11 protein-coding genes and 2 pseudogenes are annotated in these 13,422 nt (G+C 70.3%); 6 read left to right on the top strand and 7 right to left on the bottom strand.

Going from position 1 to position 13,422, the window contains the following annotated elements; translation table 11 throughout:
- Positions 1-6: 6 nt before the first annotated feature.
- Positions 7-1,122, bottom strand: a complete 1,116-nt coding sequence (locus ACFYWX_RS13165) for an ADP-ribosylglycohydrolase family protein (protein ID WP_389424053.1) — start codon at positions 1,120-1,122, stop codon at positions 7-9.
- 294 nt (positions 1,123-1,416) lie between these two features.
- A complete protein-coding gene (locus ACFYWX_RS13160; RefSeq protein WP_389424052.1) occupies positions 1,417-1,614 on the bottom strand; it encodes a hypothetical protein in 198 nt (65 codons plus the stop codon).
- Between ACFYWX_RS13160 and ACFYWX_RS13155 the strand changes: the two genes are divergently transcribed.
- A complete protein-coding gene (locus ACFYWX_RS13155) occupies positions 1,613-1,783 on the top strand; it encodes a DUF397 domain-containing protein (RefSeq protein ID WP_389424051.1) in 171 nt (56 codons plus the stop codon). The two genes, ACFYWX_RS13160 and ACFYWX_RS13155, sit on opposite strands and share 2 nt — an antisense overlap.
- Here ACFYWX_RS13155 and ACFYWX_RS13150 read toward each other — a convergent pair.
- Entirely contained in the window at positions 1,764-2,777 is a 1,014-nt protein-coding gene (locus tag ACFYWX_RS13150) for a helix-turn-helix transcriptional regulator (RefSeq protein ID WP_389424050.1), read from the bottom strand. The two genes, ACFYWX_RS13155 and ACFYWX_RS13150, sit on opposite strands and share 20 nt — an antisense overlap.
- Positions 2,778-2,868: 91 nt before the next feature.
- Here ACFYWX_RS13150 and ACFYWX_RS13145 point away from each other — a divergent pair, with 91 nt between their 5' ends.
- The 3 genes from ACFYWX_RS13145 (at position 2,869) to ACFYWX_RS13135 (ending at position 4,844) form a co-directional block, all read left to right on the top strand.
- The gene (locus ACFYWX_RS13145; protein ID WP_389424049.1) at positions 2,869-3,267 is read left to right on the top strand and encodes a VOC family protein; all 399 of its coding nucleotides are present in this window, start codon (positions 2,869-2,871) and stop codon (positions 3,265-3,267) included.
- Between the two features lie 483 nt (positions 3,268-3,750).
- Positions 3,751-4,293, top strand: a complete 543-nt coding sequence (locus ACFYWX_RS13140; protein WP_389424092.1) for a serine hydrolase domain-containing protein — start codon at positions 3,751-3,753, stop codon at positions 4,291-4,293.
- A 35-nt stretch (positions 4,294-4,328) separates the two neighbouring features.
- Positions 4,329-4,844 (top strand): DUF2165 domain-containing protein, encoded by a 516-nt coding sequence (locus ACFYWX_RS13135; protein ID WP_389424048.1) that lies wholly within the window; start codon positions 4,329-4,331, stop codon positions 4,842-4,844.
- On the opposite strand, the gene ACFYWX_RS13130 is transcribed toward ACFYWX_RS13135, so the two are convergent.
- The 3 genes from ACFYWX_RS13130 to ACFYWX_RS13120 form a co-directional block, all read right to left on the bottom strand.
- Complete coding sequence (locus ACFYWX_RS13130) at positions 4,828-5,397, bottom strand: hypothetical protein (RefSeq protein ID WP_389424047.1); 570 nt, start codon at positions 5,395-5,397, stop codon at positions 4,828-4,830. The two genes, ACFYWX_RS13135 and ACFYWX_RS13130, sit on opposite strands and share 17 nt — an antisense overlap.
- A gap of 139 nt (positions 5,398-5,536) precedes the next feature.
- Positions 5,537-8,122 carry a bifunctional FO biosynthesis protein CofGH gene (locus ACFYWX_RS13125; RefSeq protein ID WP_389424046.1) on the bottom strand — a complete coding sequence of 862 codons (2,586 nt, stop codon included), beginning with the start codon at positions 8,120-8,122 and terminating at the stop codon, positions 5,537-5,539.
- Between the two features lie 69 nt (positions 8,123-8,191).
- A complete protein-coding gene (locus ACFYWX_RS13120) occupies positions 8,192-9,058 on the bottom strand; it encodes an LLM class F420-dependent oxidoreductase (protein ID WP_389424045.1) in 867 nt (288 codons plus the stop codon).
- 257 nt (positions 9,059-9,315) lie between these two features.
- Here ACFYWX_RS13120 and ACFYWX_RS13115 point away from each other — a divergent pair.
- A pseudogene (locus tag ACFYWX_RS13115) lies at positions 9,316-10,367 on the top strand (RNA-guided endonuclease InsQ/TnpB family protein).
- Between the two features lie 18 nt (positions 10,368-10,385).
- Positions 10,386-11,846 (top strand): annotated as a pseudogene (locus ACFYWX_RS13110) (CehA/McbA family metallohydrolase); the annotation flags it as partial.
- Here ACFYWX_RS13110 and ACFYWX_RS13105 read toward each other — a convergent pair.
- Positions 11,840-13,384 carry a helix-turn-helix domain-containing protein gene (locus ACFYWX_RS13105; protein ID WP_389424044.1) on the bottom strand — a complete coding sequence of 515 codons (1,545 nt, stop codon included), beginning with the start codon at positions 13,382-13,384 and terminating at the stop codon, positions 11,840-11,842. The pseudogene ACFYWX_RS13110 and the gene ACFYWX_RS13105 sit on opposite strands and share 7 nt — an antisense overlap.
- Between the last annotated feature and the right edge of the window lie 38 nt (positions 13,385-13,422).

Below are 13,422 nucleotides of genomic sequence, written 5' to 3'. Positions count from 1 at the left end.
AGGAACTCACGCGCGCGGATAGCGGGCGAGCCACCCCGGGGCCGAACCCGCCGGGCCGTGCAGCGCGGGCCCCTGGGTCATCTCCATGGCGAAGTCGTCGGCCAGTTCCAGGATGGTCGGACGGCCCTCCAGCTCGGCCAGCCAGGCCGGCGGGAGGGCCGTTTCGCCGTGGAGGGCGCCGAGGAGGCCGCCGGTCAGGGCGGCGGTCGCGGCCGAGGGGCCGGCGTGGTTCACGGCGAGGCGCAGGCCGTGGCGGACCTCCTCCGCGACGAGCGAGCAGTACACGGCGGCGCCGAGCACGGTCTCCGCCGTACCGGCCCCGGCCAGCTCGGCGACCCGGTCCGGGGTGGGGATCCCCTGCCGTACCGCACCGAGCGCGTGTTGCAGCGCGTCCGACACGGGCTGGTGGCCGGGCCGCGCGCCGAGCAGCGCGAGCGCCCGCTGAACGGCGCCGTCGAGGCTGTCGCCGCGGGCGAGGGCGTGCACGATCACGGCGTACGCACCGGCCGACAGGTAGGCGGCGGGGTGCCCGTGGGTCTGCGCGGCGCACTCCACGGCGAGCTGCACCACCAGTTGCGGCTCCCAGCCGACGAGCAGCCCGAAGGGAGCGGAACGGGCGACCACCTCGGGGCCCGCCTCGCCGGGGTTCTTGGGCGCCTCCAGCGTGCCCATCATCTCGTCGCCGAGCCCGAGCAGCAGCGCGTGGGCCGGGCCCCGGCGGGCGTAGAGCCACTCCTCGCGGGCCAGCCAGCCGTCGTCCTTACGGCGCTCGTCGGGTCCCCAGTCGCGCTGGGTGGCGGCCCACCGCAGATACGCCCGGTGCAGATCGGTCGGCGGATGCCAGGCACCGGTGTCCCGGCGCACCTGGGCGCGGATCAGCCCGTCCACGGAGAAGAGGGTGAGCTGCGTGAGGTGGGTGACGGCCCCGCGTCTCCCGTACGCGGGCGCCAGATCGACGACGCCCTCGGCCCCGTGCGCCTCCCGGATCGCGTCGACCCCCAGCCCGTCCACGGGCGCGCCCAGCGCGTCGCCGACGGCAGCCCCGAGCAGGGTGCCTCGCACCCGGCTCCGAAAGTCCTGCTGCTCGGTACGGCCCCAGACAGCGCCGTCGGTCGCACCCACCAAGACCTCCCAGGCACCGTCCGTACGTACGACGGTCAGCACTGTAATCGAATGGGAACGCCTGGTTCAGGGGGAGGATTAGCGGGCTGGATATGCCTTAAGCGGATCAAACGCCCATATGTCAGCCGTATCAGCCGCACCAGGTGACGTACGCCGCGCTCGGGTTGCAGTCCCAGACCCAGTCCGTCACAGCCCCGCCTCCGCCTCGGCCGCCTCCCGGATCGCGCGGATCCCGGCGATGGCCTCGACGGGGTCCTGCTCCCCCGCGTCCACGATGCGCTCCAGTTCACGGAGTCAGGCCGCGCGCTCAGGATGCCGTTCGATCGCCACGAACACGGCCCAGGAGTTCACGAAGGCCCTCAGGGGCGCGAGGCTCTGCGTCTGCTGGGCGCTCGTCGTGGCTTCGAAGAGGTGCTGGGTGAGGGCAGGGATCCGGCTCGGTGCGATACGCGCGACCGCCGCCCGCAGCGCGTCCGGCGTGAGCTCGGGCATGGGGATCACTTTCGGGATTCCTAGCAACGACGGGCCCGACTGCGTCGAGGTCGCCATAGCCCCCGCCGACGCCACTGTCCACGTACGCGACTCCAAGGACAAGCGAGGCGCAGGGCTCGCCCTCTCCCCCGCCGCCTGGACGGATTTCGTCACGCACGTGACGAGGTGACGGTGGAAGCTTGGCGGGCGTAGGACGCGAGGCGATCGGCGAGCGCGGTGACGAGGTCGCGCAGTTCATCGGGGCGCTCGATGACGAACGGCCGGTCGAGCGAGGCGAGTACCGGAGGCAACCAGTCGAGCCGCTCCGCCCGCAGCTCGACGCGCAGCCAGCGCTCGGTCGCCCGGTCCTCGCCTGCCACGGGCTGGTGCTCCTCCAGGCTCGCGACGCTGGCGGGAAGGCGGGCGCGGATCTGCTCGACTGTCCCGTGGATCCGCAAGGTCACCTCATGCCGGTACTCAGCCGTGGCCATTGCTGACAACACGCGCTGTGTCGGACCGGGGCCCACTGGCGCTTCGAATGAGCCGGGCAGGGTCCGCGCGTCCGCGATGCGATCGAGCCGGAAGGTTCGGTCCTCGCCGATCCGGGCGTCCTTGCCCGTGACGTACCACCGGCCCGAATGGGCGACGATCCCGTACGCGTGCAGCGTGCGTTCGCTGCGCTGTCCGTCGCGGTCGGTGTAGCGCAGCGAGACCGGTCGGCGGTGGCGCACCGCATCGGCGATGGTGAGCAGGACCCCGGTGTCCGGGGTGTCGAATGCGCCGGGCTGATCCGTGAAGGCGAGAGCCTCCAGGAGGGTGTCGAGCCGACGGGCGATGTGCTTGGGCAGCACCCGCCGGATCTTCGCCGATGCCGTCTCGCTCGCCGTGTACTCCGTCGTCGTCAGCCCTGCTCGGCGGCCGGCGACCAGGCCGAGCAGCACGGCCAGCGCCTCGTCGTCGCTGAACATGAGCGGAGGCAAGCGGTACCCGGGGGCGAGCCGGTACCCGCCGTAGCGGCCCCGCACCGATTCCACGGGCACGTCCAGGTCGATCAGCTGGTGCACATACCGCCGCACGGTGCGCCCTTCGACGCCGAGCCGGTCGGCGAGTTCGGCCACCGTCCGGGTGCCGCCCGACTGCAGCAGCTCCAGGAGTGTCAGCACGCGGCCGGTGGGTCGAGGCATGTTCGCAGCCTAACGCGAATACAGGACCGATTCTGTCCACTATTTCTTCTAGCCTGCGGTGCACGCCTCCAGCACAGCCAAGGAGATTCCCATGGACTTCGTCTCGATCCGCATCATCACCAGCGACGTGGCGCGCCTCGTCGAGTTCTACGAGCGAGCCACCGGGGTGCCGGCGACGTGGGCCACCGAGGACTTCGCCGAACTCAGGACCGCGGGCGCCACCCTCGCGATCGCCAGCACCCGCACCGTCCCGCTGTTCGCCCCGGGCTCTGCCCGCCCGGCGGACAACCACAGCGTGATCACCGAGTTCCGCGTCGACGACGTGGACCGCGTTCACCAGAACCTGACCGGCTTCGTCACCGACTTCGTCACCGAGCCCACCACGATGCCCTGGGGCAACCGGTCGCTGCTGTTCCGCGACCCCGACGGCCACCTCGTCAACTTCTTCACCCCCGTCACCCCAGCAGCCATCGCAAAGTTCGCAAGCTGACGCCACGCACAGCCGCCCACGCGGGAGCCCCGAGACCCCAGGGCTCCCGGTGAACGCGGCCGCCGAGTCCAGGAGCGCCACCAGCAGGGCACATCGGAACGCACCGCTGACCCTCGAAGGACGTCTGGTGTGCCGTGAGTCGGCGACGGCTGTTCAATTGGCGGAGTTGGGCCAGACTTCGGCCCGAGCACCCTCTGGACGCGGCTCAAGCACTGGCGCGAATCCTCCAACGCTCCCCTGTGGTGAGTGCGCGGGCACCGCCTCTGGGTCCGGGGCTCTGGGGGGGAATCCCCCCTCCGATCCTGGGGTGCGCCGGATCGCACCCCGTTGGGGGCGGAAATAGCGTTCAGCGATGACTTCGACTCTGCGTAGGCACCTCGCCGTGGCACTCAGTGTCGCTACGCTGCTGGCCGCCGAGGTGAGCACCGCCGTCGCCCAGCCCGCCGGCCCCTCCCCCGTGGAGCAGTTGCGCCAGGACACCGAATCGAAGACCGCATCCTGCGCCCGCTCGGCCTCCGCCAGACCCGCTGGATGGGCACCTCACCCACCCTGCCCCGGCCGCACGCCCAGGCCTGCCAGCTCTTCGGCCCCGGTTCCCGGGTGGACGTCACCGACCAGATACCTGTGGACCACGAGAACCTTTCGTTCGTCACGACCACGCGGGACGAGAACCGCTTCCTCCGCGCGCTGCTCGACGGCCGACTGCTACCGGCACGGCAGTTGGCCAAGATGAAGCAGACCGTCCGTGTGAGCGCGGAGGTCCAAAAGCTGTGGCCCGACGGCCGGTACGGGCTCGGCCTGGTCGAACGCCCCCTGAGGAGCTGCGGAGGAACCTACTGGAGCCACGAGGGCGGGGACGGCGGCTACACCACCCTCAACGGCGTCACCGGCGACGGCAGGCGAAGCGCCGTGGTCTCCATGTCCGAGGCACGCGGCGACACCCCGGAGCACATCCTGGACCAGGAGAACGCGGCCAGCGCCCTGATCGACCACGCACTGTGCGCCGGGGGCCCCAGCACCCCGTGAGCATCACGTGGGTCCGCGCGGGGAACGGGATGGGCATGGTCACTTCAAGAAACTCGCGGGGAATGCCCCTCGCCGCCACCCTCCTCACCGCCACCGTCGCCCTGTACATCGCCCTCGTCGCCTTCGGGAACATCACCGACTTCGGGACGAATCAGCAGTTCGTTCAGCATGTGTTGGCCATGGATACGACGTTCAAGGACGAGGATCTGATGTGGCGGGCCGTTACCAGCGAGGGGTTACAGGACACCGCGTACGTCGCGATCATCGTGTGGGAGACCGTCGCCGCGCTCGTCCTCGGGTACGGGACCTGGTTGTGGGGTCGGCGGGACGACGTACGGGCGCGGCGCGTGTCGACGTACGGGCTGCTGATGCTCATGCTGCTCTTCGGCGCCGGGTTCATCGCGATCGGTGGGGAGTGGTTCGCGATGTGGCAGTCGGAGGACTGGAACGGGCTGGACGCGGCGATGCGGGTGTTCCTGCTCAGTGGGGTCACGCTCATCGTCGTCCAGCTGTCCCAAAGGGACGAGTCGGCCCCTACTTCACGACCCTGACCTGCGTACCTTCCGTTCCGAACGTCCACAGTGCCGCCCCGTCGGCCTTGGGCATGCGGATGCCGCCCGTCTGGGTGCCGGAGGCGGGCGGCGGGGAGGAGCCGTCGACGGCGTTGGAGAAGGCGATGTTGATGCCGGACTTGGCGGTGAAGTAGATGATGTGCTCGATCTTGACGCCGTCGGAGCCGGTGGTGGCGTCCTTGCGGGTGTAGACCGAGTACTTCCCGGGGTCGGGGCTGACCGTGCCCGCCCACACCGTGAAGGTACGGCGGGCGGCGTCGCTCGCGTCGACCAGCCAGACCCGGTGCTCGCCGAGGGAGTAGACGATACGGCGGCCCGTGCCCGAGTCGTCCGGTACCGCGGGCGGCGCCGAGTCCTTGGGCTTCGCGGACGCGGAAGCCGCCGGCTTCGACGCGCTGGGGCGGGCCGCCGTCGCCGTGGGGTGCGGGCCCCCGTCGGCCTTCACGGCCAGCACGGCGACCGAGACGACCGCACCCACGGTCAGACCGGTGACCCAGACCCACGAGGGCAGCCGTCGGGCAGGCACGGGCACGCAACTCCTCAGTCTCCAGCCCCCGACACCGGGGGTCGGATCATCGTACTGTGAGTGCGCTGTTCGGCGGCCGGGTCACCGGTCCCGTCGGACCGACCGGTCAGTCCGACCGGTCAGTCCAACCGGTCAGTCCAACCGGTCAGTCCAACACCGGTAGCAGTTCCGGCAGATGGCCGTCCGACACCGCTGCCGCCCGCTGCCGTTCCTCCGACACCGGGCCGTACAGGGTCGTGCGGGGCTTCGCCGGGCGGCCGGCCGTTTCCGCGACCGCGATCAAGTCCTTGATCGACTTGTACGAGCCGTAGGAAGAGCCCGCCATCCGGGAGATCGTCTCCTCCATGAGCGTGCCGCCCAGGTCGTTCGCCCCGGAGCGCAGCATCTCCGCCGCGCCCTCCGTGCCCAGCTTCACCCAGCTGGTCTGGATGTTGGGGATGTGCGGGTGGAGCAGGAGCCTGGCCATCGCGGTCACGGCGCGGTTGTCGCGGATCGACGGGCCCGGGCGCGCGATCCCGGCCAGGTACACCGGCGCGTTCGTGTGGATGAACGGCAGCGTCACGAACTCCGTGAAGCCGCCCGTCTGCTGCTGGATCCGCGCCAGGGTGCGCAGGTGGCCGAGCCAGTGGCGGGGCTGGTCCACGTGGCCGTACATCATGGTGGAGGAGGAGCGGATGCCCAGTTCGTGGGCCGTCGTGACGACCTCGATCCAGGTCGCCGTCGGCAGCTTTCCCTTGGTGAGGATCCAGCGGACCTCGTCGTCGAGGATCTCGGCGGCGGTGCCGGGGATGGAGTCCAGGCCCGCCTCCTTCGCGGCCGACAGCCACTCGCGGATGGTCATGCCGGTGCGGGTCGCGCCGTTGACCACCTCCATCGGGGAGAAGGCGTGCACGTGCATGCCGGGGACGCGGGACTTCACCGCCCGGGCGATGTCGAAGTACGCCGTCCCGGGCAGGTCCGGGTGGATGCCGCCCTGCATGCAGACCTCCACCGCACCCACGTCCCACGCCTGCTGGGCGCGGTCGGCGACCTGGTCGAGGGAGAGGGTGTAGGCGTCGGCGTCCGTGCGGCGCTGGGCGAAGGCGCAGAAGCGGCAGCCCGTGTAGCAGACGTTGGTGAAGTTGATGTTGCGGGTGACGATGTAGGTGACGTCGTCGCCCACCGCCGACCTGCGGACGTCGTCCGCGATGCGCGTGAGGGCGTCGAGTGCCGCGCCGTCCGCGTGGAAGAGGGCGAGGGCCTCGTCGTCGGTCAGCTTCGTGGGGTCGTCGGCCGCCGTGCGCAGGGCCTGGCGTACGTCCGTGTCGATGCGCTGCGGTGCCATGCCGGGGGCCGCCGCCTCGCGCAGGGCGCCCCAGTCGCCGTACACCTCGTCGAAGTCGTCGCGGCGGTCGGACGTACGGCCCTCGGTGTCGATGGCGGAGTGGAGGTCCGTACGGCCGGAGGAGACGAAGGCCTCCTCGGGTTCCTGCCAGGGGTGGCCCTCGACGGTCGCGTCCTCGCGGGCCAGGCCGGTCTCCGGGTCGGCGAGGGCCCTGACGTGCGGCAGCAGCCGTGGGTCCAGCCAGGGTTCGCCGCGCCGGACGAACTCCGGGTACGCGCAGAGACGTTCCCGCAAAGCGAAACCGGCCTCCGCCGAGCGCTCCGCGAGCTCCTCGATCTGCGGCCAGGGGCGCTCGGGGTTGACGTGGTCGATGGTGAGCGGGGAGACGCCGCCCCAGTCGTCGATGCCGGCGTGGATGAGTCGCTCGTACTCGGAGTCCACGAGGTTGGGCGGGGCCTGGAGGCAGGCGCTCGGGCCCATGATGTGGCGGGCGACGGCCACCGTGGCGACCAGTTCGTCGAGTTCCGCGTCCGGCATGCCGCGCATCGCGGTGTCCGGCTTGGCGCGGAAGTTCTGGATGATCAGTTCCTGGATGCCGTGGTAGGCGCGGGAGACCTTCCGGAGCGCGAAGAGGGACTCGGCGCGCTCCTCGTACGTCTCACCGATGCCGATGAGGATCCCGGAGGTGAAGGGGACGGAGGAGCGGCCGGCGTCCTCCAGGACGCGGAGGCGTACGGCGGGCTCCTTGTCCGGGGAGCCGTGATGCGGGCCGCCGGGCTCGGACCAGAGCCGGGTCGCGGTCGTCTCCAGCATCATTCCCATGCTGGGCGCCACCGGCTTCAGGCGCTGGAAGTCGGTCCAGCTCATCACGCCCGGGTTGAGGTGGGGCAGCAGGCCCGTCTCCTCCAGGATCCGGATGGAGATGGCCCGGACGTAGGCGATGGTGTCGTCGTAGCCGTGCGCGTCGAGCCACTCGCGCGCTTCCGGCCAGCGGTCCTCCGGCTTGTCGCCGAGGGTGATGAGGGCTTCCTTGCAGCCGAGGGCCGCGCCCTTGCGGGCGATGTCCAGCACCTCGTCGGGGGACATGAACATCCCGTGCCCCTCGCGCCGCAGCTTTCCGGGCACGGTGACGAAGGTGCAGTAGTGACATTTGTCCCGGCACAACCGGGTCAGGGGGATGAAGACACTCTTCGAGTACGTGATGACGCCGGGTCGGCCGGCCGCCTCCAGGCCCGCGTCCCGCACCCGGGAGGCGGACGCGACGAGGTCGTCGAGGGCCTCGCCCCGCGCCTGGAGCAGCACCGCCGCCTCGCCGACATCGAGGGCGACGCCGTCCCGGGCGCGTTTGAGGGCGCGACGCATGGAGTTCTCGGTGGGTCCGGTTCCGGAGGTCGCGGAAGTCGTCATCCTTCGAGCATACGTATGCGTTGATCAGGGGCTGGAGGGGCTGCCCGGTCCGTCCCGGGCAGCCGCTCCTCACACGGTGACACTGGTGCCGGGGAGGTACGGCGCACAGGCGTCGAGCACCTTCAGCACCTCTGCCTCCCCCGCAGGCGGCAGCTGCACGACGGCCTCCTCGATGCCCAGCTCGGCGTAGTACGCGAGCTTGCCCGGGCTCGGGTGGACGGCGTACGGCACGACCTGGAGCGCGGACGGGTCGCGGCCCGCGTCGACCCAGGCGGCGCGCAGCAGCGGCAGCGACTCCGACAGGCCCCGCCCGCCGATGGGCAGCCACCCGTCGGCGTACTCGCTGATGTGCGCGAACAGCTTGGGCCCGGCGGCCCCGCCGATGAGGGTGCGCGGTCCGACGACGGGCCCCCGCGGCTTCTGTACGGGCTTGGGGTACGCGGAGCTGGCCCGCACGCTCCCGAACTCCCCGTCGTAGGCGGTGGGTTCGTCACTCCACAGGGCCCGCATCAAGGCCATCCGGTCCCGGACCAGCTCGCGCCGCGTACGCCACTCCACCCCGTGGTCGGCGGCCTCCTCGACGTTCCAGCCGAAGCCGAGGCCGAGGGTGAGGCGGCCGCCGGAGAGGTGGTCGACCGTCGCGATCTGCTTGGCGAGGTCGATCGGGTCGTGCTGGGCGACGAGCGTGATGCCGGTGCCGAGGCCGAGCCGCTCGGTCACCGCGGCCGCCTGGCCGAGCGCCACGAAGGGGTCGAGCGTACGGCCGTACTCGCGGGGCAGCTCGCCGCCCGCCGGGTACGGGGTGGTCCGCTCGACCGGGATGTGCGTGTGCTCGGGCAGGTACAGCCCGGCGAACCCCCGCTGCTCCAGCTCACGGGCGAGCCGGGTCGGGGTGATCGTCTCGTCGGTGAGGAAGATCGTCACGGAGATACGCATGACTCATCTGTACCGGGCGCGGGACCATCTGTCCATACCGACCAGTCGGCATCTATCTGACATGCCCGGGACACCTTTGCCGCCGCACCCCCGAAAGCCGCCGATTCCCTTCCCGTGCACGGCGGTTCAATCTCGCTGTCGAACACCCGCGCCTGCGCGGGTGTCGGATCGAACACACTTGCTCACATTGTGCTCAATTCCAATTGAATGCGAGCTTTCGTCGTAGACTGCCCCGAAGTATCAATACGGTGATCTCCATGCAGCTCCGCTACAACTACCGGGCATACCCGGACGCCTTGCAGCGCCGTGCGCTGGCGAGCGCGTTCGGGTGCGCCCGCGTGGTGTGGAACGACTGCCTGCGCGACCGTAAGGAAGCACACGCAGCAGGACTGCCGTACGTGAAGTCGGCCGAGCTGTCCCGGCTTCGCATCACCCAGGCCAAGCGCACCGAGGAACGCGCCTGGCTCGCCGACGTGTCAGCGGTCGTCCTGCAACAGTCCCTGCGGGACCTGGATGCCGCCTACAAGAACTTCTTCGGCAGCCTCACGGGCAGGCGGCGGGGCCGCAGGGTTGGCCCTCCCCACGTCCCTGACCGTCATCAAGGACAGCTGCGGCCGGTACTTTCTCAGCTTCGTCGTTTGGCCTGTCCGCCTTCGCCGTCCTGTCCGACGGCAGGAAGATCGACAGCCCTCGCTTCCTGCGCCGGGCAGAGAAGAAGCTCAAGCGCCTTCAGCGGGAGCTGTCGCGCAAGGTCAAGGGATCGAAGAACCGGGCCAAGGCCCGCATCAAGGTCGCACGCCAGCACGCCAGGGTGGCGGACCGGCGCCGGGACTTCCATCACAAGGCTTCCACACAGATCATTCGCGACAACCAAGCGGTGTATGTGGAAGACCTCGCGGTGTCCAGCCTCGGGCGCACCCGGCTCGCCAAGTCGGTGCACGACGCGGGATGGTCCGCGTTCGTACGCATACTGGAGTACAAAGCGGTCAAGCACGGCCGTACCTTCGCCAAGGTGGACCGTGCCTTCCCGTCCTCCCAGATCTGCTCGGCCTGCGGATTCAGGGACGGCCCCAAGCCCCTTCGTGTCCGGGAATGGACGTGCGGCGGATGCGGCACCGTGCACGACCGCGATCACAACGCAGCCCGCAACGTCCTCCTCGAGGGACGTCGAATCGTCGCCGCCGGACGGGCGGAGACGCCAAACGCCTGTGGAGCGCCGGTAAGACGGGCACGCGTGCCCGCACAGCGCGTTGAAGCAGGAAGCCCCCGGAAGGGCCAGACGACCCAGGCCGGAATCCCTCGACTTTAGGCCAGGGAGCACGTCAAGTTGGGAAGCGTGAGCTTCGCTAAAGGCGCCGACAACACCGGGGACACCGAGACCCGGACGGTGCGGGGCACCCTGCCCACCGGCTCACCCGACTTCGTGTACCTGCCGGTGGAAGTCCCCGCCGGCGTCCGTGAACTCAGGGTCGCGTACGTCTACGACCGCCCGTCCGTCCCCGCCGGCACACCCGGCAACGCCCTCGACATCGGCGTCTTCGACGAACGCGGCACCGAGCTGGGCGGGAAGGGCTTCCGGGGCTGGTCCGGCGGCGCCCGCACGGAGTTCTTCATCCGCGCGGACGAGGCGACGCCGGGATACATCCCCGGCCCGGTACGCGAAGGCACGTGGCACATCGCGCTCGGCCCGTACACGGTCGCCCCGCAGGGCCTGCCGTACGAGATCACGATCACCCTGACGTACGGCGAGCCGGGCGAGGTCGTCGCGCCGGTGTACCCGCCGGAGCGTGCGAAGGGACGGGGCCGGGCCTGGTACCGGGGTGACTGCCACCTCCACTCCTGGCACTCCGACGGCCGCCGCACCCCCGCGGAGATCGCTGCGCTGGCGCGGGCGGCGGGGCTGGACTTCATCAACAGCTCGGAGCACAACACGCACTCGGCGCACGCGCACTGGGCGGACGTGGCCGGTGACGACCTGCTGGTGATGCTGGGCGAGGAGGTCACGACGAGGAACGGCCACGTGGTGGCGCTGGGCACCGACCCGGGGACCTTCGTGGACTGGCGTTACCGCGCCCGCGACAACCGCTTCGGCCGTTTCGCCCGCCGGATCCGCAGGGCGGGGGGTTTGGTGGTCCCCGCCCATCCGCATGCCACCTGCGTCGGCTGCAACTGGAAGTTCGGCTTCGGCGAGGCGGACGCGGTCGAGGTGTGGAACGGGCCCTACACGCCGGATGACGAGGTGACGCTGGCCGACTGGGACGGGATGCTGGTGGCGTCTGTGCGGGAAGGTCGTGACGGGCGTGACGGGCATGGCTGGATCCCGGCGATGGGCAACAGCGACGCGCACCGGGATCCGGACACGGTGGGCTCCCCGCAGACGGTGGTCCTGGCGGACGACCTGACCCGGGAGGCGATCCAGGAGGGCATCCGCGCGGGCCGGTCGTATGTCGCCGAGTCCAGCAGGGTGTCGTTGTCCTTCACGGCGAGTGGGGGGCGCGGGGAGCACGCGGGCATCGGGGAGCGGTTGCGGGTGGATCGGGATGTGCCGGTGACCGTGCGGTTGGAGGTCACGGGTGCGCCTCGGTGCGTGGTGCGGTTCGTGACGGACCAGGGGGTGCTGTTCAGCAGCGGGCCGTTGGCGGTGGAGGGTTCGGGGGTGGTGGAGTGGCGTACGACGGCTTCGTATGCGGCGTACGTGCGGGCGGAGTTGCGGCACGAGGCTGCGGCGGGGCCGTTGCCGGGGGCGTTGGCTGCGTTTACCAACCCGATTTTTCTGGGGCGTCAGTGAGGGTTGGCGTGGCGTTGGGTGACGTACTCGTAGAGCCGACCGGAGACACCGGTCCGGTTGTCGGCGACGAACTGCTCGAATTCCGGGCCGAGGGTGTCCAGTAGCTGGTCCGACAGTGCCAGGTCACCGATCTCCATGGCTGCCCGGTGGATGAGGGCCGCGAACTCTGCGGCCGTCCTCTCCCCGGGCCTGGTGGCGACCAGGGAGAACAGCTTGTGGAGGGTCTGTTCGTCCAGGCGGCCGACGCCCTGGGGGAACTTGCGGCTTTCTCTGGCCGAGGTCCTCCCTCGAAGGAAGCGGTCGGACAGTTTTCCGATGATGTCGACCGCGATGTCGAGCGCGCCCGCCTCGTGCAGTGCCACCGCGACGATGAAAGGGAAGCCTGCGTCGACCCGCCTGCGTGCCACCACGGCGGTCGAGGCGTGGAAATGCCGGGCAGATCCCACACGCTCGGTCACCCGCGTGATCAGCTCGATCGCGTCGTCGGGGGTGGAGACATTGCGTAGTGCGGCGGCAAGAACCTCGTCACCCAGCGATTGACCGAAGCGCAGGACACCGACCAGCTCGCAGTAGTAGAAGGCGACGTTGCGTGGGGCGACGCGAGAGGCGAGGCCCTCCGCCAGCGCGTCGAAGACCAACCCGAAGTTCCAGGCCATGGAGTGCCGGGCGAAACGCACCACGTCTTCGGCCGGCCGCAGGCGAGCGACATCGGTCACGAAGTTGATGATCTTCCGTTCGTCCCCTCGCTCCACCAACCACGCCGCCAGCTGCCTAACGTCCTCCAACGACCGCGCCCACGCCGCCTCCGTCAGTTCCCTGGACGCCTGCGACGAGTCCTCCTCCTCCCAGGTCCGCTCCAACTGCCCCTTGAACGCCTCCAGCGGGACCTCCGGCGAAGCACCCCGCTCCGCCAGTTCCCCCTCCAAGCGCAGCACCCGCTCCCGCAACTCCCGCCCGTGTTCCTCCGCCTCGCGGTGCAGCCGTCGAGCCGCCAGCAGGTCCTGCCTCAGCTCCTCGACCTCGCGGCCCAGGGCATCCTGCGAGGTGGAGAGAGCCTTGCGCTCGGCCGACCAGTCCATCCGCAGCCGTACGAGGTCGTCGGCGGTGTCACGGACCTGGGCCTCCTTCTGTTCCAGCAGGAGCTGCAAGGCCTCCACGTTGCGGTTGGCGCGCTCGGCTTCGCGTCGGGACCGCGCCAACTCGTCCCGGAGCACCTCCAGTCGGTACTCGTCCGGATCACACGCCTTCAGGGCGGCCAGCCACGCCCCCCGGACCGCCTCCCGCGCCTCCGGCGTGACAGCGCTCCCCCGTTCCTCCTCCACCGCCGCGATCAGCTGCTCCACGAACTGCTGACCGGGCCGCCGTTGGCCGCTGAGGTAGCGGGAGACCGCCGAGGGGTCGAGGTGGATGCGGTGGGCGTACTGGCGTTGGCTGATGCCCAATGTGTTGAACAGCTCGCGCAACACGTTGCCGAGGGCGGCAAGTTCGGGCACCTCGCCGCGTTCGATCTCCGACGACTTCCCGGAATCACGGGCCACGACGGTCACGGAGTTCCCCCGAACTGTTGACTCTGCGT

It is taken from the genome of Streptomyces sp. NPDC002888 (assembly GCF_042888465.1).
Classification (GTDB): Bacteria; Actinomycetota; Actinomycetes; order Streptomycetales; family Streptomycetaceae; genus Streptomyces.
This window is presented reverse-complemented; position numbering and strand designations above follow the sequence as displayed.